This window comes from Streptomyces huasconensis (assembly GCF_021028635.1).
Classification (GTDB): Bacteria; Actinomycetota; Actinomycetes; order Streptomycetales; family Streptomycetaceae; genus Streptomyces; species Streptomyces huasconensis.
On record NZ_CP086119.1, the window covers coordinates 1204328 to 1225958 of the forward strand.

Sequence of the window (21631 nt, forward strand, 5' to 3'; positions counted from 1 at the left end):
TCAGTCCTCCGGCAGCTCGACCGGGGCGATCTCGTCGTACACGTCGCCGGGGCCGGGGTTGGTGGCGTCCGTGGACCCGCCGAAGTGGTGCATCACGCCCCACACCGCGTTCAGCGCGGTCTGGATGGCGCCCTCGGCCCAGCCGGCCGTCCAGGAGATGTCGTCGCCCGCGAGGAAGATGCCGCGCTTGTCCTCGGGCAGGCGGTCCTGCATGAAGTGGGTGAACAGGCGCCGCTGGTAGCGGTAGTGGCCCGGCAGGTTCGCCTTGAAGGCGCCCATGAAGTAGGGCTCGTTCTCCCACGAGACCGTCACCGGGTTGCCGATGATGTGGCTGCGGATGTCGACCTTGGGGTAGATCTCGCCGAGCGACTTGAGCATGACCTCCATGCGCTCGTTCGCCGACAGGGGCAGCCACTTCAGGCTGTCGTCGCACCAGGTGTAGGAGAGGCAGATGACGGCGGGCTTGTCCGGCCCGTCGTCGAGCAGGTACGTGCCGCGCGTCATGCGGTCGGTGAGCGTCATCGACATGACGTCACGCCCGGTCTGCTCATCCTTGTCCAGCCAGAACGGCCGGTCGACCGGCACGAAGAGCTTCGAGCTCTCCATGTAGTGGGTGCGCTCCATCGCCGTCCAGTGGTCGATGGGGAAGAGCGAGTCGTCGCACTCGATCTTGGAGAGCAGCATCCAGGACTGGGCGGTGAAGATCGCCGCCTGGTAGGTGCGGATGTCGCCGGAGGCGTCGGTGACGGTGACGCGGTTGCCCGCGGTGCGGGTCAGGCGGGTCACGGCGGGCTTGGGCTCGCCGCCGTGCAGCGACTTCAGGGACGTACCGGGTGCCCAGTGCACGATCTTCTGCGGCTCGCGGTCCCACAGGCGCAGGGGCAGCTGCTGGCTGCCGCCGACGATGCCGCGGTGGTGGTCGTCCGCCTCGGTGTAGACGACGCGCAGGATCTCCAGGATGGAGTTCGGGAAGTCGGTGTCCCAGCCGCCGGTGCCGAAGCCGACCTGGCCGAAGATCTCGCGGTGCCGGAAGGACTTGAAGGCCTCGGAGTCGCAGAGGAAGCCGTAGAAGGTCTGGTTGTCGAGCTTCTCGACGAGCTTGGACCAGATCTCGCGGATCTTCGGCACGTCGCGCTCACGCAGGGCGCGGTTCATGTCGGAGAAGTCCGCGCCCTCCTCCAGGCAGTCGGCCCACGCCTTCGCCACGTCGCGGTAGACCTGCGGCAGGTCCTCCACCGTCTCGGCGTAGTGCGACTCGCCCTTGAGGTCCACCACCGTCGAGGGGGTCGACTCGGCGAGCGGGTTCGGGAACGCCCGCGTCTTCAGGCCCACCAGGTCGATGTAGTGCTGGAGCGCCGTCGAGGACGGCGGGAAGCGCATCGCGCCCATCTCGGCGGTGAGCGACGGGTCGCAGCCCTCGAAGCCGACGGTGCGCAGTCGGCCGCCGATCTGGTCGGCCTCGTAGACGACGGGCTTGAGGCCCATCTTCATCAGTTCGTACGCGGCGACGATGCCGGACAGGCCGCCGCCGATGACGGCGACCTCGGTGCCGTGCTCGGTCGCGGGTATCTGGCCGAGGCCCGCGGGGTGCGCGAGGTAGTCGTCGTACGCGTAGGGGAAGTCCGGGCCGAACATGGTGATCGGCGGCTGGGCGTCGGTGTGCTGGATGGCGGTGGGCACCGTGGACGTCATGGGGTACGGACTCCTTGCGCGGAACTGAAAGGCAGGTGGGGGGGGTTGACTCAGACGAGGGACGCGTACAGGCCGGGGCGGCGGTCGCGCAGGTAGGGGTTGTTCGCGCGGGAGGCGCTCAGGAACTGCGGGTCCACGTCACCGAAGACCAGTTCCTCGCCGCGGCCCGCACGGGCGCGCGCCACTCCGTCGGGGCCGGCCAGCGTGGAGAGGCCGACGAACTCGAACTCCCCCTCCGGGCCGACCCGGTTGATGTACGCGACGTACATCTGGTTCTCGAAGGCGCGCACCGGCACGACGGACTCGGCGACGAACTGGAAGGGGTGCATCTGCGCCGTGGGAACGATCAGGAGGTCGGTGCCCGCGAGGGCGTGCGCGCGGACGTTCTCCGGGAACTCCACGTCGTAGCAGATCATGAGGCCGACCCGGACGCCGCCCAGCTCGGCCTGGACCACGGCCTGCTCCCCCGGGGTGAAGGAGTCGCGCTCGAAGCAGCCGAAGAGGTGGGTCTTGCGGTAGTTCGCCAGGCGGGACCCGTCCGGGCCGATCAGCTGTACGGAGTTGAAGACGGCCTCGCCCTCGCGCTCGGGGTAGCCGTAGGCGACGCCGACCCGGTGCCGGACGGCGATCTCGGCGATGGCCTGCGCGGACGCCCCGTCGGCGGGCTCGGCAAGGCGGGCGATGTCGTCGCCGATGGCGTACCCGGTGAGGAACAGCTCGGGAGCCGCCAGCAGCCCGGCCCCCGCGGCGGCCGCGCGCCCCGCCGCCTCGTCGAGCGCCGTGAGGTTCTCGGCGACGGATGCAAGGTGCCCGGAACTCTGGAGCAGGGCGGTGCGCAGCGCAGGCATGGCTGATCCTCAGGGCATGGGGAAGGGCTGGTGGGGTCCGTTAGACGGTACGGTCGGCGGCCTCGCCGGGACAAGGCGCGACCGTTGCGGGCAGCCGCACGATCTGTTGCGCGTGGCGGGCCATCGGCGGCGATTCATTGCGCGGGGAGACGCGCCTCACGTCCGGGCGGTGTCCACCCACAGGTGCAGGGCCCGGGCGGCCGTCCCCGCCGCACGGGGGAAGCGGAGTCCCGCCCGTGGCCGGACGTGCCGGACCCCTGTTCCGCGAGAGCGTGAGGACACCCGGAGAGACCGGGTGAACGCCTGGCAGAGGGAAGGCCTCCCATGAGCCGTACGACCATCGACCGCGTCCTCGACCGCCGCCGCGCCCTGGCGGTGTGCGCCGCGCTCCTCGTGACCGCGGGGGCGGCCGGTGTGGCCGTCGCGTCCGGTGACGAAGCCTCGCGCCCCACCACCGCGACCGCAGCGTCCCACAAGGCCGACAAAGCTGCGCAGCGCGAGGCCGCCGCGCTCACCGGCTCGGCGAAGATGTACCGCAAGACCACGGAGGACGTGACGTTCACCTTCGACGCGCACCTGGCGGCTCAGGACAACGGCGACCCGTCGAAGGCGACCGGCACCTTCCGCTTCGTCCACCTCGACAAGCCCGGCGGCAAGGGCGGCTGGGCCAAGGGCCGCATTGACTGCCTGATGACCGGCGGCAAGGTGGCCACGGCGACCGGGATCATCACCGCCACCAACCTCAAGGACATCAAGGGCGGCCGGGTCGGCTTCACGGTCCACGACACGGGCGGCACCGACCGCGTCGGCTACAGCTGGGCGGCCGTGGGCGGCCCCGACGGCACGAAGAACCTCCCGAAGTGCACCAGCTCGGCCCCGCACGAGAAGGTCAGAAAGGGCACGGGCGATTTCCACGTCACCCCGTGGAAGGTGCCGTACCCGACAACGAACTAGCCGCAGGGGCGGCCCGTAAGGCGCGCGGGGAACTGCGCGACCAGCCACGACGGCCCCGCAGCCAACAAACCGGAACCCGGGAGGCACCCACCCACCCGCAGGCGGAAAGCTACGCCGGAGACCCGGAAGAAAACCTCCGCATGAGCGGCGAGAGCACCAGCACCGACCTCGTCCGCTCGACGAACGGCTCCCCCGCGATCCGCTCAAGCACCCGCTCGAAATGCCGCATATCCGCGGCGAACACCTGGACGATCGCGTCCGCGTCCCCCGTGACGGTGGACGCGGACGCGACTTCCGGATACCGCTCGAGCCCCCGCTTGATCGCCTCCGGCGAGGTATTGCGGCGACAGTAGATCTCGATGAACCCCTCGGTCTCCCAGCCGAGCGCCGCGGGGTCCACCCGCACCGTGAAGCCCGTGATGGCTCCGGTGGCCCGCAGCCGGTCCACGCGCCGCTTGACGGCGGGCGCGGAGAGTCCGACCAGCTGGCCGATGTCGGCGTAGGAACGGCGGGCGTCCTCGGCGAGGGCGTGCACGATGCGTTCGTCGAGATCGTTCAGTCGCACGGGGGGTGGATCACTTCTCTGCTGTGGCCAATCGGGAGCGGCTCATGCCGTACAGGAAGTAGAACACGAGGCCGACGGCCATCCAGACACCGAACACGACCCACGTCACGGAGTCGAGGCTGAACATGTTGTACGCGCAGAAGACGAAGCCGAGCACCGGGAAGAGCCAGCCGAGCGGCACCCGGAAGGTGCGCGGCATGTCGGGCCGGGTCTGGCGCAGCACGATGACGGCGATGTTGACCAGGCCGAAGGCGAAGAGCGTGCCGATGCTGGTGGCGTCGACGAGCTTGCCGAGCGGGATGACCGAGGCGAGGGCGCCGCAGAACAGCGAGACGATGACCGTGTTGACGCGGGGCGTGCCGGTCTTCTTGCTGACCTTGCCGAAGGCCTTGGGGACCAGGCCGTCACGGGACATGGCGAAGAGCACACGGGTCTGGCCGTACAGCACGGTGAGGACGACGGAGGCGATGGAGATGACCGCGCCGGCGGCGAGCAGCGTGCCCCAGAAGGTCTGGCCGCTGACGTCGTTCATGATCGCGGCGAGCGTGGCCTCGGAGCCCTCGAAGTCCTTCCAGTTCCAGGCGCCGACGGCGACGGCGGCGACCAGGACGTAGAGGGCCGTGACGATGATCAGCGAGAGCATGATCGCGCGGGGCAGGTCGCGCTGCGGGTTCTTGGCCTCCTCACCGGCGGTGGAGGCGGCGTCGAAGCCGATGTACGAGAAGAAGAGGCTCGCGGCGGCGGCGCTGACGCCCGCCGTGCCGAGCGGCATGAAGTCCGCGTAGTTGCCGGACTTGAAGCCCATGAAGCCGATGGTGCAGAAGAGCACGAGCGCGGCGATCTTCACGATGACCATGATCGTGTTGGCCGTCGCCGACTCCTTGGCGCCGCCGAGCAGGAAGACCATGGCGAGCAGCACGACGATGAGGCCGGGCAGGTTGATGATGGCGCCGTCGACCTCGCCGGGCGCGGCGGAGAGCGCGTCCGGGATGGTGACGCCGATGGTGCCGTCGAGCAGTTCGTTCAGGTACTCGCCCCAGCCGACGGCGACGGCCGCGACCGAGACGCCGTACTCCAGGACCAGGCACCAGCCGCAGACCCAGGCGACGAGTTCACCCATCGTTGCGTACGCGTACGAGTACGAGGAGCCGGCGACGGGTATGGAGCCCGCCAGTTCCGCGTACGAGAGGGCCGAGAAGAGGGCGGTGAGTCCGGCGATCACGAAGGCGATGGTGACGGCGGGGCCGGCCTTGGGGACGCTCTCGCCGAGGACGACGAAGATGCCGGTGCCGAGCGTGGCACCGATGCTGATCATGGTGAGCTGCCACATGCCGAGGGAGCGCCGAAGCGAGCCTCCCTCACCCTGGCCACCCTCCGCGATCAGGAGTTCCACCGGCTTGCGGCGCATCAAACGGCCGCCGAGCCCGGTGGGTCCCGGCGGGCTTGGGCGGTTCTGCGGGGGTGCGCCTTGGTCGAGCACGTGCTGGCTCCTTCATCACTGCCGGTCACGGCGGCGAGGACCCGTGGCACCCGCGTCGGAAGACGGGAACCACCGAGCAGGCAGTCCCCGCCACACCACGTTCAGCGCCTGACTCTAAGGTCCGCGCCTTCCCGACCGTAATGCAGCAACCTTGCGCACCACCAGTTGATCATTGCGCACTTTCCGGTTATACGTGGCTTCGTTGCGCGGCCCGTTTCGTCCGTTGCGTTCCCCCGCTGCGGCGGGTGACGCGAAAGGCCCCCTCGGAGTGTTCCGAGGGGGCCTTTACCGAGGTGGGAGGGGGCTAGCTCCAGCTGGCGTGCAGCGGCTTGCCCTCCGCGTATCCGGCGGCGCTCTGGATGCCGACCGTGGCCTTCTCGGTGAACTCCGCGAGGGAGGCAGCGCCGGCGTAGGTGCAGGAGGAGCGGACGCCCGCGATGATCGAGTCGATCAGGTCCTCGACGCCCGGGCGGGCCGGGTCGAGGAACATGCGGGAGGTCGAGATGCCCTCTTCGAAGAGCGCCTTGCGGGCCCGGTCGTACGCCGACTCCTCGCTCGTGCGGTTGCGCACCGCGCGGGCGGAGGCCATGCCGAAGGACTCCTTGTAGGCACGGCCCTGGGCGTCGTGCTGGAGGTCGCCCGGGGACTCGTACGTACCCGCGAACCAGGAGCCGATCATGACGTTCGACGCGCCGGCGGCCAGCGCCATGGCGACGTCGCGGGGGTGGCGGACACCGCCGTCGGCCCACACGTGCTTGCCGTACTTCTTCGCCTCGGCGGCGCACTCGAACACCGCGGAGAACTGCGGGCGGCCGACGCCGGTCATCATGCGCGTGGTGCACATGGCGCCGGGGCCCACGCCGACCTTGATGATGTCGGCGCCTGCCTCGATCAGGTCGCGCACGCCCTCGGCGGCGACGATGTTGCCCGCGACGATCGGCACCTGGGGGTCGAGCGCGCGCACGGCCTTGACCGCGGCGATCATCGACTCCTGGTGGCCGTGCGCGGTGTCCACGACGAGCGTGTCGACGCCCGCGTCGAGGAGCTGCTTGGCCTTGCCCGCCACGTCGCCGTTGATGCCGACGGCGGCGGCGATGCGCAGGCCGCCGTTGGCGTCGACGGCCGGGGTGTAGAGGGTCGCGCGCAGGGCGCCCGTGCGGGTCAGGATGCCGGCGAGGCGGCCGTCCGTGTCCACGGCGGGGGCGTAGCGGCGGTTGGCGTGGTCCAGCTTGTTGAACGCGTCGCGCGGGTCGATGTCGGCGTCCAGGAGCAGCAGGTCCCTGGACATGACCTCGGAGAGCTGCGTGAAGCGGTCCACGCCGTTCAGGTCGGTGTCGGTGACGACGCCCACGGGCTTCTGGTCGGCGTCGACCACGACACCGGCGTTGTGCGCGCGCTTGGGCAGCAGGGCGAGCGCGTCCGCGACCGTCTGCGTGGGAGCCAGGACGATCGGGGTGTCCAGGACGTGGTGGCGCGTCTTGACCCAGGAGACGACCTCGGTGACGACCTCGATCGGGATGTCCTGGGGGATGACGACCAGCCCGCCGCGACGGGCGACCGTCTCGGCCATGCGGCGGCCGGCGATCGCGGTCATGTTGGCGACGACCAGCGGGATCGTGGTGCCGGTGCCGTCGGGCGAGGTGAGGTCGACGCCCTGGCGGGAACCGACGGCGGAGCGCCTCGGGACCATGAAGACGTCGTCGTACGTCAGGTCGTAGGGAACCGGAGGAGTTGATACATGCCGCCCCGTACCGGGCTCAAGGAAACGCATAAGTCTCACATTTTCACGCGAAACGGCGCAGGTCACTCCCACGAAGACACAGCAAAACGCCCCCGACCATGTCTGGTCCTCCAAGCAGGAGGTACGGGGGCTGGTGCGCAGGACAGTGGGCCTGCCTTACGACGAAAGGTTACCCGAGGTCGAACACTTCGGCGAGCCGACGGCTCGGCCGGGGGCGTACAACGGCAGGGCGACGCCGTTTCGCGTGCCCATCGGCGACCTCCTCTTCCCCGGGCCTGGCTTCGGCAGGCCGCTCCATAGATGATGACGGTACGTACCCGATGGAACCGACCAGCTGAAAGGTGTCCAGTGCGCATCATTGTCACCGGGGGCGCGGGGTTCATCGGCTCGCATTTCGTCCGGCAGGCGGTACAGAACCAGTATCCGGCCCTCGCGGGCGCCGAGTTGGTCGTCGTGGACAAGCTCACCTATGCGGGCAGAAAGGAAAATCTCGCGCCGGTCCTCGCGGACCCTCGGGTGCGTTTCGTCCAGGGCGACATCTGCGACACGGAGCTGATGCGGGACGTGCTGCGGAACACCGATCTCGTCGTGCATTTCGCCGCCGAGTCGCACGTCGACCGCTCCATATCCGGGGCCGCGGAATTCGTGCGGACCAATGTGCTCGGGACGCAGACGCTGCTTTCCGCCGCGCTGGAGGCGGAGGTCGGGAAATTCGTCCATGTCTCGACCGACGAGGTGTACGGCTCATTGGACGCCGACGGCACACCGTGGACGGAAGAGGAGCCCCTCTCCCCCAACTCCCCCTACGCGGCGTCGAAGGCCTCGGCCGATCTCCTGGTCCTCGCCTTTCACCGCACCCACGGGCTGCCGGTCTGCCTGACCCGTGGCTCCAACACGTACGGCCCGTACCAGTACCCCGAGAAGATCATCCCGCTGTTCGTCTCCCGCCTGCTGGCCGGCCGGAAGGTGCCGCTGTACGGCGACGGTGCGAACGTCCGGGACTGGCTGCACGTCGACGACCACTGCCACGGCGTCGCACTGGTGGCCGGGGGCGGGGAACCCGGTGAGGTCTACAACGTGGGCGGCGGCACGGAGCTGACCAACCGGGAGCTGACCGGGCGGCTGCTCGACCTGCTCGGCCTGGACGAGTCGATGGTGGAGCGCGTGGCCGACCGCAAGGGGCACGACCGGCGGTACGCGATGGACACCTCCAAGATCTCCGGGGCCCTGGGCTACAAGCCGGCGGTGCCGTTCGACGAGGGGCTGGCGGCCACCGTCGACTGGTACCGCCGCCACCAGGGCCTGTGGGGCGAGGACGCCTGACCCTCCGCGCAGGCCGGTCGGAGCCGGCACGGACGCGGCGCGCCGGCACGGCTTCTCCAGCGGGGGCGGTTCAGCCCGCGTCGCGCGCGGCCGCGGGCGGCCCGAGCGCGAGGACGATCTCCAGGCCGGTCTCCGCGCCCCGCCAGTGCTCGACGGCCGAGGAGAACACCTCCTGGGCGGTCTCCCACTCCTCGGGCGCGGCCCGCGCGTACTCCTGCCAGCCGGAGACGACGAGCAGCCGGCCGCGCGCGGGCGGCGCCCAGGACAGGTCGGCGAGGCAGTCGGCGAGCGCGTCCCAGTTGTGCCCGAACCAGTCGGGCAGGCCGAGGCCGCGGGCGCAGCGCTCCATGAAGGCCGCCTTGTCCCGCACCCCGGTCAGGGAGAGCGCCGCGGTGGTCCAGCCCGCGCCGCGCGCCGCGTCGAGCACGGGCGCGAGCGGGTCGGGCGTGGTGTCAGTACCGCCGGGCATTACCTCAGCACCGCCTTGAAGGACGCGTAGTGGTCATCGGTGTAGTAGATCTCGCCGCCGCTGCCGGTGACGAGCCGCCGGGGGCCGCGGCCCCGCTCGCCCGGGGTGCGGACGGTGTACTCGCGGTAGTAACCGCGCTTCTCGCGCGGCAGCTCCCGCTCGAAGTTGCCGAAGACGGTGCCGTCCTTCTCGTACGGGAAGGGACCTCCGTCATCGATGCGCCGCAGCGTCCGCCGTGCCTCGGCGGGCAGCCGGTCGGCCTGGACGGTGTCCATGCCGCGCGCCCAGGCGGGAGCGTCCCCTCCGGTGTCGCCGGAGGAGCACCCGCCCACGAGGACGGCGAGACAGAGCAGCAGCGCCCCCAGCACGCGGGGCATGAACCTGACCGACATGGGACAGATGCTGCCATGACAGGCCCGGCTCGGCAGCGCCCCGAAGAGGGGCGGGGAACTGCGCGACCAGCCCCCACGACCCGCAGACGCTCAGCTGCCGTCCGGATCGGCCCGATTGAGCGCGGGCCGGGGCGCGGCCCCGGCGACGAGCAGCTGATCGGCCGCCGCCGTGTCCGTCACCAGACTGGTGACGAGCCCGGACCGCAGCACCGCGTCAATGGCGGCGGCCTTGCGCTGCCCGCCCGCGATGGCGACGACCTCAGGAATCCGCCGAAGCCGATCCGCTTCGACGGTGATGCACCGCTCGCCGAGGTCCCGCCCCACCCGACGCCCCTCGGCGTCGAACAGGTGCGCGGACATCTCCGCGGCCACGCCCAGCGAGGCGTAGTGCGCCCGCTCCTCGTCGCTGAGCATGTCGTGGACGGTGGAGATGCCCGGCTCCCAAGAGCCGATGGAGACCGCGGCGACCGTGACCTTGTCGAAGTACTCGAAGGCGCGGGCGATGCCGGTCTGGTTGCGCAGCGCCGCCGCGGTGGCGGGGTCCGGCAGGAGCATCGGCGCGTAGATGGGGTGGGCCTCGCCGCCGGAGACCTGGGCGGCCCTGCGCACCGCCTCCACGGAGCCGCGCTCGGCGGTCCCCGCGTCGTACACCCCGGTCAGCTGGACGACCGTGCACGGCGGCAGCTGGTCGAGCGCGGCCGCCATGTGGATCGTGGAGCGGCCCCAGGCGAGGCCGAGCACGTCGCCCTCGGTGACCAGCTCGCCGAGCAGATCCGCCGCGACCTCGCCGAGGTTCTCGGGGTCGGGCGAGTCCTCGATCTCGTCGGTGGGCGCCGGGGACTCCACGACGACGGCGTGCCGCAGGCCGTAGCGGGCGCGCAGCGCGTCGGAGCGCTCGGCGTCCAGCTCCGCCGGGACCCGGATCTCGATGCGCACGAGATCCCGCTCAAGGGCCGTCTCCAGGACCCGGGCCACCTTGAAGCGGCTGACGCCGAACTCCTCGGCGATCTGGATCTTGGACTTGCCCTCGAGGTAGAAGCGGCGGGCCATGGCCGCCGCCTGCACCAGCTCCGCGGGGCCCATCCGCATGGCTGACCGACCCGCCGACATGGCCGACACGGCGCTCTCCTCACTGCTGTTCACAAACTGGGTACGCCGTTCATCCTTGCAGATCCGGCCTAGTTGATCAGCCCTGAGGGACTGCGTTCACGTTCCCGTGGCTCAGTGGTCGCACGCCCAGGCACTTGACGCGGTCTTTGCCGTCGCTTGGGCACGCAATGAACGTACCGCTTCTGCCGGGTCCTTGGCGCCGTAGACGGCCGAGCCCGCGACGAAGACATCGGCGCCGGCCTCCGCGCAGCGCTCGATGGTGTCGGCCGAGACACCGCCGTCGACCTGGAGCCACAGCTCCAGACCGTGCTTGCCGATCAGCTCGCGGGTGCGGCGGATCTTGGGCAGCATGATGTCCAGGAACGCCTGGCCGCCGAAGCCCGGCTCGACCGTCATGATCAGCAGCATGTCGAGCTCGCCGAGCAGGTCCTCGTACGGCTCGATGGGCGTCGCCGGCTTCAGCGCCATGGAGGCGCGGGCGCCCTTGGCGCGGATCTCGCGGGCGAGGCGGACGGGCGCGGCGGCGGCCTCCGCGTGGAAGGTGACGGAACCGGCGCCCGCCTCGACGTACTGCGGGGCCCAGCGGTCGGGGTCCTCGATCATCAGGTGGCAGTCGAGGGGGGTGTCCGTCGCCCGGGCCAGCGACTCCACGACCGGCACGCCGAGGGTCAGGTTCGGGACGAAGTGGTTGTCCATCACGTCGACATGGAGCCAGTCGGCGCCTTCGACGGCCTTGGCCTCCTCGGCGAGGCGGGCGAAGTCCGCGGACAGGATGCTGGGATTGATCTGCACGGCCATGCCCCAAGCCTGCCATGCCCGGCGCACGCCGCCGACCCCGGTCCGAGCGGTGGACCGGTCCGGCGGCCCACCGGATCGGCCCACCCACCGCGTCAGTGCGCCCGAGGCGTCACGCGGTCCGCCTGATCAGCGCCAGATACATCGCGTCCGTCCCGTGCAGATGCGGCCACAGCTGTACGTCGGGGCCGTCCCCCAGCGCCGGGACGCCGGGCAGCAGCGGCCGCGCGTCGAGCAGTTCGCCGCCCCCGGTGTGCTTGAGGACGTCGTCGACGACGGCGCGGGTCTCCGCCAGGTGCGGTGAGCAGGTGGCGTACCCGACGATGCCGCCGACCCGCACGGACTCCAACGCCGTGCGCAGCAGGGAGCGTTGGAGCGGGGCGAAGCCCTCCAGGTCCTGCGGGCGGCGGCGCCAGCGGGCCTCCGGGCGGCGGCGCAGCGCGCCGAGCCCGGTGCAGGGCACGTCCATCAGGACGCGGTCGAAGGTGCCGGGGCGCCACGGCGGGCGGGTGCCGTCGGCGGCGATGACCTGGTAGGGGCCGGGGTTGCCGTCGAGGGCGTTCGCGACGAGGCCCGCCCGGTGCGGCTGCTTCTCGGCGGCGAGCAGCGCGGCGCCGCGCTGCGCGGCGAGCCCGGCCAGCATGGCCGCCTTGCCGCCGGGTCCCGCGCAGCCGTCCAGCCACTTCGTGTCGGGGCCGTCGAGCGGGGCGTTCGCGAGGGCGAGCGCGACGAGCTGGCTGCCTTCGTCCTGCACCCCCGCGCGGCCCTCCCGCACCGCCTCGACCAGGCCGGGCTCACCGCCCTCGGTGAGCCGCACGGCATACGGTGACCAGCGGCCCGGCAGCGCCGACTCCTCGCCCACGGCGTCGAGCAGCTCGTCGGCGGTGGAGCGGCCGGGGCGGGCGACGAGCGTGACCTCGGGGCGTTCGTTGTCGGCTTCGAGCAGGTCCTCGATGCCGGCGCGGCCGCCGCCGAGCGCGTCCCACAGCGCCGAGACGACCCACCGGGGGTGCGAGTGCACGACGGCGAGATGGTCCTCGGGGTCCTCGTCGTAGGGCGGCGCGACCTTCGCCACCCACCCGTCGAGGTCGTCCTGGGCGACCTTGCGGAGCACGGCGTTGACGAACTTGGCCCGCCCGTCGCCGAGCACCACGCGCGCCAGCTCCACCGAGGCGGAGACGGCGGCGTGCGTCGGGATGCGCGTGCCGAGCAGCTGGTGCACACCGAGGTTCAGCACGTCGAGCACGGGCGGGTCGACCTCGCGCAGGGGCCGGTCGATGCAGGCCGCCACGATCGCGTCGTACGTCCCCTGGCGGCGCAGCGTGCCGTAGACGAGTTCGGTGGCGAGCGCCGCGTCCCGCGCGTCGAACTTCTCGGGCCCCTCCTTCTCCCTGGCCTTGCGCAGCAGGGGCGGCAGGACGAGGTTCGCGTACGCGTCCCGCTCGTCCACGGCCCGCAGCGCCTCGAAGGCGAGGAAGCGGACGGGGTCCTTCTGAGGCCGGCGGTACGGCTTGCCGGGCTTGCCGGACTTCCCGGGGCCTCCCTGCTTGCCGGACTTCACCGGGTTACCGGAGGGCTTACGGGGGCGCCGGTTCGGCTGGTCGTTCAAAGGTGCTCCGCTGCTGGAATGGGTCGAACCCACTCAGCCTACGTCGCCGCCGCCCAGACGCTCGTCGGGGGCGATCCGCACCCCACGCGCCCAGTCGGCACCGGGCATCGGCTTCTTGCCCTGCGGCTGGACCCAGAGCAGCTCGACGGCGTGCGAGCCGGAGCCGACGTACACGTTGTTCTTGGCGGCGGACAGCTCACCGGGGGCCAGGTCCGTGCGGTCCGGCACCAACGCCGCCTGGATGATCTTCAGCCGCTCACCGCGGAAGACGGTCCAGGCACCGGGCGCGGGCGTGCAGCCGCGCACCACGCGGTCGACGCGCAGGGCGGGCGCGGCCCAGTCCACCTGGGCGTCCTCGACGGTGAGCTTCGGGGCGAGGGATACGCCGTCGGCCGGCTGGGGCACCGCCTTGAGGCTGCCGTCCGCGATGCCGTCCATGGTCGCCACGAGCAGCCCGGAGCCCGCGAAGGCGAGGCGGGTCAGCAGGTCGCCGCTGGTGTCGGTGGACCGCACCTCCTCCGTGACCGTGCCGTACACCGGCCCGGAGTCGAGCCCCTGCTCGATCAGGAAGGTAGAGGCGCCGGTGATCTCGTCGCCCGCCATCACGGCGTGCTGCACGGGCGCGGCTCCGCGCCAGGCGGGCAGCAGCGAGAAGTGCAGGTTGACCCAGCCGTGGGCCGGGATGTCGAGGGCGGCCTTGGGCAGCAGCGCTCCATAGGCGACGACGGGGCAGCAGTCCGGCCCGATCTCCCGCAGCCGCGCCAGGAACTCCTCGTCCCGTGGCTTCGCGGGCTTCAGCACCTCGATGCCCGCCTCCTGCGCGCGCTCCGCCACGGGGCTCGCGACGAGCCTGCGGCCGCGGCCCGCGGGCGCGTCCGGCCGGGTCACGACGGCGGCGACCTCGTGCCGGTCGGAGGCGATCAGGGCGTCCAGCGCGGGGACGGCGACCTCAGGGGTGCCTGCGAAGACGAGCTTCACTGGGTGGTACCTCGGATCTCTGGTGGGAGCGACGGCAGCGCACCAGTCTATGGGCCGCTCGCGGGCCGCGCCCATGACGGCCGTCCGGGCGACGGCGGTTGACGCATGTGGGGGCGTACGAACTGACGCGCGCCCTGTGCATATGCTCATACGCCCCTGCACCGTGACCCCACACGCGCTGGCGCGTTGGTCAAGTAAGAGTTGACCACAATGGGCCGCGGATGCGGCTCGATCCTTTTCAACGCCGGTTCGAGAGGCTTGTTCATGGCCGACCACGCAACCCACGACGCCCAGGCACGGGCCAGCCTGCACCTCCTGGTGCGGGACATCGAGCGGGTCCGCCGGCAGGTGGACGCACTGCGCACCCTCACCGCCCAGCTCGGCAACGTCTACCGCCCGCGCCGCTCCAGCCCGTCCGCGGGCTTCGTCGTGTACGGGCGGGCTCCCGCCCCGACCGTCCGCCTCGCCCAGGAACTGCGGGACAGCGTCGAGACGCTGGTCACCGCGGCGGTGGACTTCGACCGCTCGCTCGGCTTCTCGTGGGACGCGGTGGGCTCGGCGCTCGGGGTCACCAAGCAGGCGGTCCACCGCCGTTACGGCGCCCGGCGGGCCACCGCGCAGGCGGCGGCCGAGGCGGAGCGGGCGACGGACGCCTCGGCGCCGAGCGCGACGACCACGGCCACCCGTCCGGTCCCGGTCGGCGCTCCCCTGCCGTCCGTCCCCGCGGCCCGCACGATGCCCACCCAGCCGACCGCGGGCAGCCCCACACTCCGCGACGAAGCGCGGCCGAGCGCGTTCCCGGGCCCGCGCAACGGCTGAGCCGCGGCACGCGCCACCCGGCTCCCCCGAGTTCTACGACGACTGCCTCTTCGCCGCACTGCCTCCGTGGGCACGGCGAGGGGGCAGTCGTGTGCTGTCCGCCCCCCCGCCTCTGCCCGGCCGCCGATCTCTGGCCGTCGGCGCACCGGCAACCCGCGAGCCTACGGATATGGGCCGCGGGTGAAGGGGTGGAGGGGGCGTGGGGCGGCCACCACGGGCCCCCTCAGCCGATGTCCAGCGGGTCCACCCGAATCCGCACCGCCTCACCGCCGCCCTCACGGCCCCCCTTCGCCCCCCGGGCCATCCGCGCGGCCTGCGCCGCCTTCAGGGAGGCGGCGAGCGCGGCGCCGCTGCCCGGTGGCACGCGGATCAGCACCCGCTCCCACTGCTCACCGGCGGGCGCCGCGCCGGGCCGCCGCGTGGGGCCGGGACCGGCGTCCCGCACCGGCACGGGCCCCAACACCACGGCTTCCGGCGGCAGTTCGGCCCCGGCGAGGAACCCCGCGAGCGCCTCCGGCGGCCCGGAGACCGCCGCCATCCGTGACACCGGGGGGAAGCCCAGCTCGGCCCGGTCCGCGAGCTCCCGCACGGCGTGGCCCACGGGGTCCCAACGCACCAGCGCCTGCACGGGTCGCAGCGTCGGCTCGGCGACGACCACCACGGTGCCGCCCGCACCCTGCGGACGCACGAGCGAGGCGGCACCGATCCACCGCCGCAGCGCGTCCTCGCCCGCCCGCAGATCGGGGCGGCTCAGCATGGCCCAGCCGTCCAGCAGCAGGGCGGCGGCATAACCGCCCTCGGCGACGGGTTCCGCCCCGGGGGTGCTCACCACCAGCGCGGGAGCTCCCGGCACCGTGTCGAGCACCTGCTCGCGCCCCGATGTCCGTACCGGCACCGCGGGGAACGCCCGGCCCAACTCCTCGGCCGTCCGCCGCGCGCCCACGACCTGGGCCCGCAGCCTGAAGCCGCCGCAGGCATCGCAGTGCCAGGCGGCCTCCTCCACCCCGCACCAGCCGCACCGCAGAGCGGCGCCGACGCCCTCCTGCGCCTCCAGCGGACCGGCGCACCGGCGGCACCGCGCGGGCTCCCGGCACCGCTCGCACGCGAGCCGCGGCACATAGCCGCGCCGGGGCACCTGCACCAGGACGGGCCCGTGCTTCAGCCCTTCCCGTACGACCTGCCAGGCCAGCGTCGGCAGCCGCGCGGCCCGCGCCGCCTCGTCGCGGGCGAGGTCTCCGTCGCCGACGGTGCGGACGAGCGGCGCCGCGCCCCGGACCTGCTCGCGGCCGGCGACCAGGGGCGCCGCCCAGCCGCTCTCGACGAGCTGGGCGGCCTCGACCGTACAACTCCAACTGCCCAGCAGGAAACCGCACTTGTCGCGTGTCGCCCGCAGCTCCAGCACCTCCCGCACATGCGGAAAGGGGGCGCGGTCCTCGCTGTGATTGGAATCGCCGTCGTCCCAGACGACCACCAGCCCGAGGTCCCGTACGGGCGCGAACATGGCGGCCCGCGTCCCGACGACGGCCCGCACCTCACCGCGCCGCACCGCCAGCCACTCCCGGTAGCGCCGCTCCTGCCCGGCGTCGGCGGTCAGCACCGCGTGCTGCCCCTCCCCGAGGAGCGCGGTGAGCGCGGCGTCCACGCGCGCGGCGGGCCGCCCGGTCGGTACGACGACGAGCGCGCCCCGCCCCGAGGCAAGCGTGGCCTGCACGGCGCGGGCGATCTCCTCGGCCCACTGGGGCCCGGGCAGCGCGGTCCACACCGCGCGGGGCGACCCGCCCGAGGCCAGCGCCTCGAGGAACTCGGCCCCGTGCCCGTACCGCCGCCAGGTCCCCGCGTCCGGGGCGGCCGGTGGCGCCGGAGGGGCGGCGGCCGCCCGGGACTCGGCGCGCGCGTGCCGGGGCGGCACCGCCAGCTGGAGCACATCGGCGAGACTGCCCGCGTACCGGTCGGCGACGGCGCGGGCCAGCTCCAGGAGCCCGGAGTCGAGCACCTGTTCCGGCGAGACGACCTGCGCCAGGGCTGCCAGCGGCCCGCTGTACTCGCTCTCGGCGCACCGCTCGACGATGAACCCGTCGATCAGCCCACCGCCCTCGCGCCGGCCCTCGCGCACGTTCCGCGACCCGGCCCCGAAGCGCACCCGGACCCGGACCCCGGGCTGAGCGACCGCGTCCAGCTCCTCGGGGACGGCATAGTCGAAGTACCGGTCGAGATGCAGCACTCCCTTGTCGACCAGCACCCGCGCCACGGGCAACTCCTTGGCCAACGCGGCCCCCCGCCACGTCCGCGGCTTGGCCCGCGGCACCTTGGCCCCCCGCACGCTCTCCCGAATCAACGCGAGCTGCTCGGCCTCAGGCACCCCACCCCCGGCACCCTCACCCACACCCGACCCGTTCTCGCTGCTCACAGCAGCATTCCTACCAGACGGCACTGACAGCGCCGCAAAGACGGCCGAGGCCCGGCACCCCCAAGGGATACCGGGCCTCACCACAAACCGAACGCGCCTGAACTACAGCCCCGCCGCCTTCCGCAGCGCGTCCACGCGGTCCGTGCGCTCCCACGTGAAGTCGGGGATCGCCCGGCCGAAGTGGCCGTACGCGGCGGTCTGCGAGTAGATCGGGCGGAGCAGGTCGAGGTCGCGGATGATCGCGGCCGGGCGCAGGTCGAAGACCTCGGCGATGGCCGTCTCGATCTTGTCGGTGTCGACCGTGGCCGTGCCGAAGGTCTCGACGAACAGGCCCACCGGCTCGGCCTTGCCGATGGCGTAGGCCACCTGGACCTCGCAGCGGGCCGCGAGGCCGGCCGCGACGACGTTCTTGGCGACCCAGCGCATCGCGTAGGCGGCCGAGCGGTCGACCTTGGACGGGTCCTTGCCGGAGAAGGCACCGCCGCCGTGGCGGGCCATGCCGCCGTACGTGTCGATGATGATCTTGCGGCCGGTGAGGCCGGCGTCGCCCATCGGGCCGCCGATCTCGAAGCGGCCGGTGGGGTTCACCAGGAGGCGGTAGCCCTCGGTCTCCAGCTTGATGCCGTCCTCGAGGAGGGCCTTCAGCTCGGGCTCGACCACGAACTCACGGATGTCGGGAGCGAGGAGCGAGTCCAGGTCGATGTCGCTCGCGTGCTGCGAGGAGACCACGACCGTGTCGAGGCGGACGGCCTTGTCGCCGTCGTACTCGATGGTGACCTGGGTCTTGCCGTCGGGGCGCAGGTACGGGATCGTCCCGTTCTTGCGCACCTCGGACAGGCGCCGCGAGAGGCGGTGCGCGAGGTGGATCGGGAGCGGCATCAGCTCCGGCGTCTCGTCGCAGGCGTAGCCGAACATCAGGCCCTGGTCGCCCGCGCCCTGCTTGTCCAGCTCGTCCTCGTCGCCTTCGACGCGCTGCTCGTACGCCGTGTCGACGCCCTGCGCGATGTCGGGCGACTGCGAGCCGATGGACACCGACACGCCGCAGGAGGCGCCGTCGAAGCCCTTCTTCGAGGAGTCGTAACCGATCTCGAGGATCTTGTCGCGCACGAGCTGCGCGATCGGCGCGTACGCCTTCGTCGTGACCTCGCCGGCCACGTGGACGAGGCCGGTGGTGATCAGCGTCTCCACGGCGACCCGGGACGTCGGGTCCTCCCGCAGAAGCGCGTCGAGAATGGTGTCGCTGATCTGGTCAGCGATCTTGTCGGGGTGACCCTCGGTCACAGACTCCGAGGTGAAGAGGCGCCGGGACACATCGCTCCCTGTGGTTGCAGCGGCTGCTGTCTGATCATTGGTGAACGGCCGGGAGCTGCGCCCGACGTCGTCCGAGACCAGTTTATCGGTCACACTCGTCCGCCGGACCACATGTCTCGCCACTTGGGAGCCCTGTGACCTGCGGCACTGCATTGTGCGGTACGACGATCAGTCTCCACCAGAGGGTCTCGCGCCCGATTTCCCCGGGTTTGAGGCCCCTGCCGGGACGGAGATGACATTGAGCCCCGCCGGTGGTTCCCGTCAAGTAACGCGTCGCATTGTGGCTGAGTTCCGCCGAGAGACGAAAGACGGCGGACGGAAAGACGAGGAAAGACGACAGCCGCTTCCTCGGCCTCCCTCAGGACAACCGTTCCGCCACCAGGTCCCACACCACGTCCGCGAGCGCTTCCTTCGGCCCGTACGGCACCACCGTCTCGCTGCCGTCCGCGCCCAGCACCACGGCCTCGTTCTCCTCCGCGCCGAACGTCTTGCGCTCGCCGACCTCGTTGACGACCAGCAGGTCGCACCCCTTGCGGGCGAGCTTGGCGCGGCCGTTGGCGAGGACGTCGTCCGTCTCGGCGGCGAAGCCGACGATCACCTGGCCGGGGCGCGCCCGCTCCCCCGCGATCTCGGCGAGGATGTCGGGGTTGCGGACCAGGGCGATGGGCGCCGGTCCCTGGCCGTCCTTCTTCTTGATCTTGCCCGCCGCGTACGTCTCGGGCCGGAAGTCGGCCACGGCGGCGGCCATCACGACGGCGTCGGCGTCGGCCGCGGCCTTCAGGACGGCCTCGCGCAGCTGCACGGCCGTGCCGACCGGCACGACGTCGACGCCCGCCGGGTCCGGCAGGGCCGCGTTCGCCGCCACGAGCGTGACGCGGGCGCCGCGCGCCGCCGCGCTGCGGGCGAGCGCGTAGCCCTGCTTGCCGGAGGAGCGGTTGCCGAGGAAGCGCACCGGGTCGAGGGGCTCCCGGGTCCCACCGGCGCTGACGACGACGTGGCGTCCGGCGAGGTCCCGGGTCAGGTCGCCGCGCGCGAGGACACGGCGTACGACCTCGAAGAGTTCCGCGGGGTCGGGGAAGCGGCCCTTGCCGGTGTCGACGCCGGTGAGGCGGCCGACGGCGGGCTCGATGACCAGGGCGCCGCGGCGGCGCAGCGTGGCGACGTTCTCCTGGGTGGCCGGGTGCTCCCACATCTCCGTGTGCATGGCCGGGGCGAAGACCACCGGACATCGGGCGGTGAGGAGCGTGTTGGTGAGGAGGTCGTCGGCGAGGCCGTGCGCCGCCTTGGCGAGCATGTCGGCGGTGGCGGGGGCGACGATCACGAGGTCGGCGTGCTGGCCGATGCGGACGTGCGGCACCTCGTGGACGTCCGACCAGACCTCGGTCGAGACGGGGTGGCCGGAGAGCGCGGACCAGGTCGCGGCACCGACGAAGTGCAGCGCCGACGCGGTCGGCACGACGCGCACGTCATGGCCCGACTCGGTCAGCCGCCGCAGCAGCTCGCAGGCCTTGTAGGCGGCGATGCCACCGCTGACCCCCAGAACGACGTTGGGCTTGCTCACCCGTGCCTCCCCGCACTCCGCGTCCTCGTCCTCGAAGACGTACGACTCCATGACACACCACAGGCCCGGCGGTCGCGCCGCCGGGCCTGTGGTGAAAGAACGGACAACGCCTACTGGGCGGGGCCTTCGATGGCCTCGGACGTCAGCAGGCCCGCGTTGATCTCGCGGAGCGCGATCGAGAGGGGCTTCTCGTGGACGTGGGTGTCCACCAGGGGGCCGACGTACTCCAGGAGGCCCTCACCGAGCTGCGAGTAGTACGCGTTGATCTGGCGCGCGCGCTTGGCGGCGTAGATCACGAGGCTGTACTTCGAGTCGGTGGCTTCGAGCAGCTCATCAATCGGCGGGTTGATGATGCCCTCGGGCGCGGTGATGGAAGAGGACACGCTCTGCCTTCCGGTGGGATCAAGTGAGTCATGACCAGAAGTCAAGACGGGGGTACAGATCAAAGAACTTTCATCAAGGCTAGCAGCTCACGGGCCACGTCCTCGACGGAGGTGTTGACCAGGGTCGTGTCGAACTCGGCCTCGGCGGCCAGCTCGATCTTCGCCGCGGCCAGCCTGCGCTCGATGACCTCGGGCGCCTCGGTCCCCCGGCCGGTGAGCCGGCGGACCAGCTCGTCCCAGCTCGGCGGGGCGAGGAAGACCAGCTGGGCCTCGGCCATCGACTCGCGCACCAGGCGTGCGCCCTGGAGGTCGATCTCCAGGAGGACGGGCTCGCCCGCCTCCAGGCGTTCGAGGACCGCACGCCGCGGGGTGCCGTAGCGGTTGCCCGCGAACTCGGCCCACTCCAGCAGCTCGCCGTTGGCGATCAGCTTGTCCATCTCCTCGTCGGAGACGAAGAAGTACTGGACACCGTGCTTCTCACCGGGGCGCGGCTTGCGCGTGGTGGCGGAGACCGAGAGCCAGACCTCGGGGTGTTCCTTGCGCATATGGGCGACGACCGTGCTCTTGCCGACCCCGGAGGGGCCGGAGAGCACGGTCAGCCGCGGACGTACGTCCGGGGGTACGGGGGTCGTCCCCCGGGATGTTGCAGCCATGCAGCGATTATCCAGGTTCTCAGGAGTGCCTGAGAACGTCAGGCAGCGCCACCGCCGAACTCGCGCTCAAGAGACGCGATCTGGTTGGAGCCGAGACCGCGCACGCGGCGGCTCTCGGAGATGCCAAGACGCTCCATGATCTGCTTGGCGCGGACCTTGCCCACGCCCGGCAGGGACTCCAGGAGGGCGGAGACCTTCATCTTGCCGATGACATCGTTCTCCTGACCCTGCTTGATGACCTCGTGAAGCGAGGCGCCGGAGTGCTTGAGTCGATTCTTGACCTCGGCCCGCTCCCGGCGAGCCGCGGCGGCCTTTTCGAGCGCGGCTGCGCGCTGTTCAGGGGTAAGGGGCGGAAGAGCCACGCCTACGTCACCTCGGATGTCGAACTGTCGGATACGGACCGGTGAGGAACGTAGTCGCCCCACACCAGGGGAGCAACGTGCAACGCGCTTGCCCGTTGGCTCCCTCGGAGACTAGCGGCCATGGCCGCTGGAGTCAGCGAGAACAGACGAAAAGTCCTGGTCAGCCTCTGTCGAGCCGT

20 protein-coding genes are annotated in these 21631 nt (G+C 71.8%); 3 read left to right on the forward strand and 17 right to left on the reverse strand.

The window, feature by feature from the left end:
* Positions 1-1692, reverse strand: coding sequence for a flavin monoamine oxidase family protein (locus J2N69_RS05330; RefSeq protein WP_230899704.1), 1692 nt, complete (start codon positions 1690-1692; stop codon positions 1-3).
* Positions 1693-1742: 50 nt separating this feature from the next.
* Positions 1743-2540 (reverse strand): carbon-nitrogen hydrolase family protein, encoded by a 798-nt coding sequence (locus J2N69_RS05335; RefSeq protein WP_230899705.1) that lies wholly within the window; start codon positions 2538-2540, stop codon positions 1743-1745.
* A 324-nt stretch (positions 2541-2864) separates the two neighbouring features.
* Here J2N69_RS05335 and J2N69_RS05340 point away from each other — a divergent pair, with 324 nt between their 5' ends.
* Complete coding sequence (locus J2N69_RS05340) at positions 2865-3494, forward strand: Repetin (RefSeq protein ID WP_230899706.1); 630 nt, start codon at positions 2865-2867, stop codon at positions 3492-3494.
* 109 nt (positions 3495-3603) lie between these two features.
* Here the strand turns inward: J2N69_RS05340 and J2N69_RS05345 are convergent, their stop codons facing one another.
* The 3 genes from J2N69_RS05345 to J2N69_RS05355 all read right to left on the reverse strand — a co-directional run bounded on the left by J2N69_RS05345 (position 3604) and on the right by J2N69_RS05355 (position 7310).
* A complete protein-coding gene (locus tag J2N69_RS05345; protein ID WP_230899707.1) occupies positions 3604-4059 on the reverse strand; it encodes an Lrp/AsnC family transcriptional regulator in 456 nt (151 codons plus the stop codon).
* A gap of 10 nt (positions 4060-4069) precedes the next feature.
* Positions 4070-5539, reverse strand: a complete 1470-nt coding sequence (locus J2N69_RS05350; RefSeq protein WP_230899708.1) for an amino acid permease — start codon at positions 5537-5539, stop codon at positions 4070-4072.
* A gap of 304 nt (positions 5540-5843) precedes the next feature.
* Positions 5844-7310, reverse strand: a complete 1467-nt coding sequence (locus J2N69_RS05355; RefSeq protein ID WP_230899709.1) for a GuaB1 family IMP dehydrogenase-related protein — start codon at positions 7308-7310, stop codon at positions 5844-5846.
* A gap of 318 nt (positions 7311-7628) precedes the next feature.
* On the opposite strand from J2N69_RS05355, the gene rfbB reads away from it, so the two are divergent.
* The gene (gene rfbB, locus J2N69_RS05360) at positions 7629-8603 is read left to right on the forward strand and encodes a dTDP-glucose 4,6-dehydratase (RefSeq protein WP_230899710.1); all 975 of its coding nucleotides are present in this window, start codon (positions 7629-7631) and stop codon (positions 8601-8603) included.
* A 70-nt stretch (positions 8604-8673) separates the two neighbouring features.
* On the opposite strand, the gene J2N69_RS05365 is transcribed toward rfbB, so the two are convergent.
* From J2N69_RS05365 to fmt, 6 genes are all read right to left on the reverse strand, one after another.
* A complete protein-coding gene (locus tag J2N69_RS05365; RefSeq protein WP_230899711.1) occupies positions 8674-9072 on the reverse strand; it encodes a barstar family protein in 399 nt (132 codons plus the stop codon).
* Entirely contained in the window at positions 9072-9464 is a 393-nt protein-coding gene (locus J2N69_RS05370; protein ID WP_230899712.1) for a guanyl-specific ribonuclease, read from the reverse strand. Before J2N69_RS05370 ends, J2N69_RS05365 begins: the two co-directional genes overlap by 1 nt.
* A 90-nt stretch (positions 9465-9554) precedes the next feature.
* The gene (locus tag J2N69_RS05375; protein WP_055526616.1) at positions 9555-10607 is read right to left on the reverse strand and encodes a sugar-binding transcriptional regulator; all 1053 of its coding nucleotides are present in this window, start codon (positions 10605-10607) and stop codon (positions 9555-9557) included.
* Positions 10608-10685: 78 nt separating this feature from the next.
* Entirely contained in the window at positions 10686-11372 is a 687-nt protein-coding gene (gene rpe / locus J2N69_RS05380; protein ID WP_230899713.1) for a ribulose-phosphate 3-epimerase, read from the reverse strand.
* 109 nt (positions 11373-11481) lie between these two features.
* Complete coding sequence (locus J2N69_RS05385) at positions 11482-12978, reverse strand: RsmB/NOP family class I SAM-dependent RNA methyltransferase (protein ID WP_408056674.1); 1497 nt, start codon at positions 12976-12978, stop codon at positions 11482-11484.
* Between the two features lie 33 nt (positions 12979-13011).
* Complete coding sequence (gene fmt / locus J2N69_RS05390; RefSeq protein ID WP_230899714.1) at positions 13012-13956, reverse strand: methionyl-tRNA formyltransferase; 945 nt, start codon at positions 13954-13956, stop codon at positions 13012-13014.
* Between the two features lie 264 nt (positions 13957-14220).
* Between fmt and J2N69_RS05395 the strand changes: the two genes are divergently transcribed.
* Entirely contained in the window at positions 14221-14775 is a 555-nt protein-coding gene (locus tag J2N69_RS05395; protein WP_230899715.1) for a hypothetical protein, read from the forward strand.
* Positions 14776-14998: 223 nt separating this feature from the next.
* Here the strand turns inward: J2N69_RS05395 and J2N69_RS05400 are convergent, their stop codons facing one another.
* The 6 genes from J2N69_RS05400 to J2N69_RS05425 form a co-directional block, all read right to left on the reverse strand.
* The gene (locus J2N69_RS05400) at positions 14999-17182 is read right to left on the reverse strand and encodes a primosomal protein N' (protein ID WP_230899716.1); all 2184 of its coding nucleotides are present in this window, start codon (positions 17180-17182) and stop codon (positions 14999-15001) included.
* Between the two features lie 102 nt (positions 17183-17284).
* Positions 17285-18493: a methionine adenosyltransferase gene (gene metK / locus J2N69_RS05405; RefSeq protein WP_205038754.1), complete on the reverse strand. Its 1209-nt coding sequence runs from the start codon at positions 18491-18493 to the stop codon at positions 17285-17287.
* A gap of 358 nt (positions 18494-18851) precedes the next feature.
* On the reverse strand, positions 18852-20054 hold the full coding sequence (coaBC, locus tag J2N69_RS05410; protein ID WP_230904592.1) for a bifunctional phosphopantothenoylcysteine decarboxylase/phosphopantothenate--cysteine ligase CoaBC: 1203 nt from the start codon (positions 20052-20054) through the stop codon (positions 18852-18854).
* Between the two features lie 110 nt (positions 20055-20164).
* The gene (rpoZ, locus tag J2N69_RS05415; protein ID WP_005319902.1) at positions 20165-20437 is read right to left on the reverse strand and encodes a DNA-directed RNA polymerase subunit omega; all 273 of its coding nucleotides are present in this window, start codon (positions 20435-20437) and stop codon (positions 20165-20167) included.
* Positions 20438-20496: 59 nt separating this feature from the next.
* Entirely contained in the window at positions 20497-21090 is a 594-nt protein-coding gene (gmk, locus tag J2N69_RS05420; RefSeq protein ID WP_230899717.1) for a guanylate kinase, read from the reverse strand.
* Positions 21091-21128: 38 nt separating this feature from the next.
* Positions 21129-21452 (reverse strand): integration host factor, encoded by a 324-nt coding sequence (locus J2N69_RS05425; protein ID WP_005319887.1) that lies wholly within the window; start codon positions 21450-21452, stop codon positions 21129-21131.
* Positions 21453-21631: the final 179 nt, after the last annotated feature.

What these genes read in the sequence shown, in the direction of transcription:
- J2N69_RS05395 (WP_230899715.1), top strand. Translation starts at nt 14,221, where the DNA reads ATGGCCGACCACGCAACCCACGACGCCCAGGCACGGGCCAGCCTGCAC.
- J2N69_RS05335 (WP_230899705.1), bottom strand. Translation starts at nt 2,540, where the DNA reads ATGCCTGCGCTGCGCACCGCCCTGCTCCAGAGTTCCGGGCACCTTGCA.
- J2N69_RS05330 (WP_230899704.1), bottom strand. Translation starts at nt 1,692, where the DNA reads ATGACGTCCACGGTGCCCACCGCCATCCAGCACACCGACGCCCAGCCG.
- gmk (WP_230899717.1), bottom strand. Translation starts at nt 21,090, where the DNA reads ATGGCTGCAACATCCCGGGGGACGACCCCCGTACCCCCGGACGTACGT.
- J2N69_RS05340 (WP_230899706.1), top strand. Translation starts at nt 2,865, where the DNA reads ATGAGCCGTACGACCATCGACCGCGTCCTCGACCGCCGCCGCGCCCTG.
- J2N69_RS05355 (WP_230899709.1), bottom strand. Translation starts at nt 7,310, where the DNA reads ATGCGTTTCCTTGAGCCCGGTACGGGGCGGCATGTATCAACTCCTCCG.
- J2N69_RS05370 (WP_230899712.1), bottom strand. Translation starts at nt 9,464, where the DNA reads ATGTCGGTCAGGTTCATGCCCCGCGTGCTGGGGGCGCTGCTGCTCTGT.
- J2N69_RS05365 (WP_230899711.1), bottom strand. Translation starts at nt 9,072, where the DNA reads ATGCCCGGCGGTACTGACACCACGCCCGACCCGCTCGCGCCCGTGCTC.
- rpe (WP_230899713.1), bottom strand. Translation starts at nt 11,372, where the DNA reads ATGGCCGTGCAGATCAATCCCAGCATCCTGTCCGCGGACTTCGCCCGC.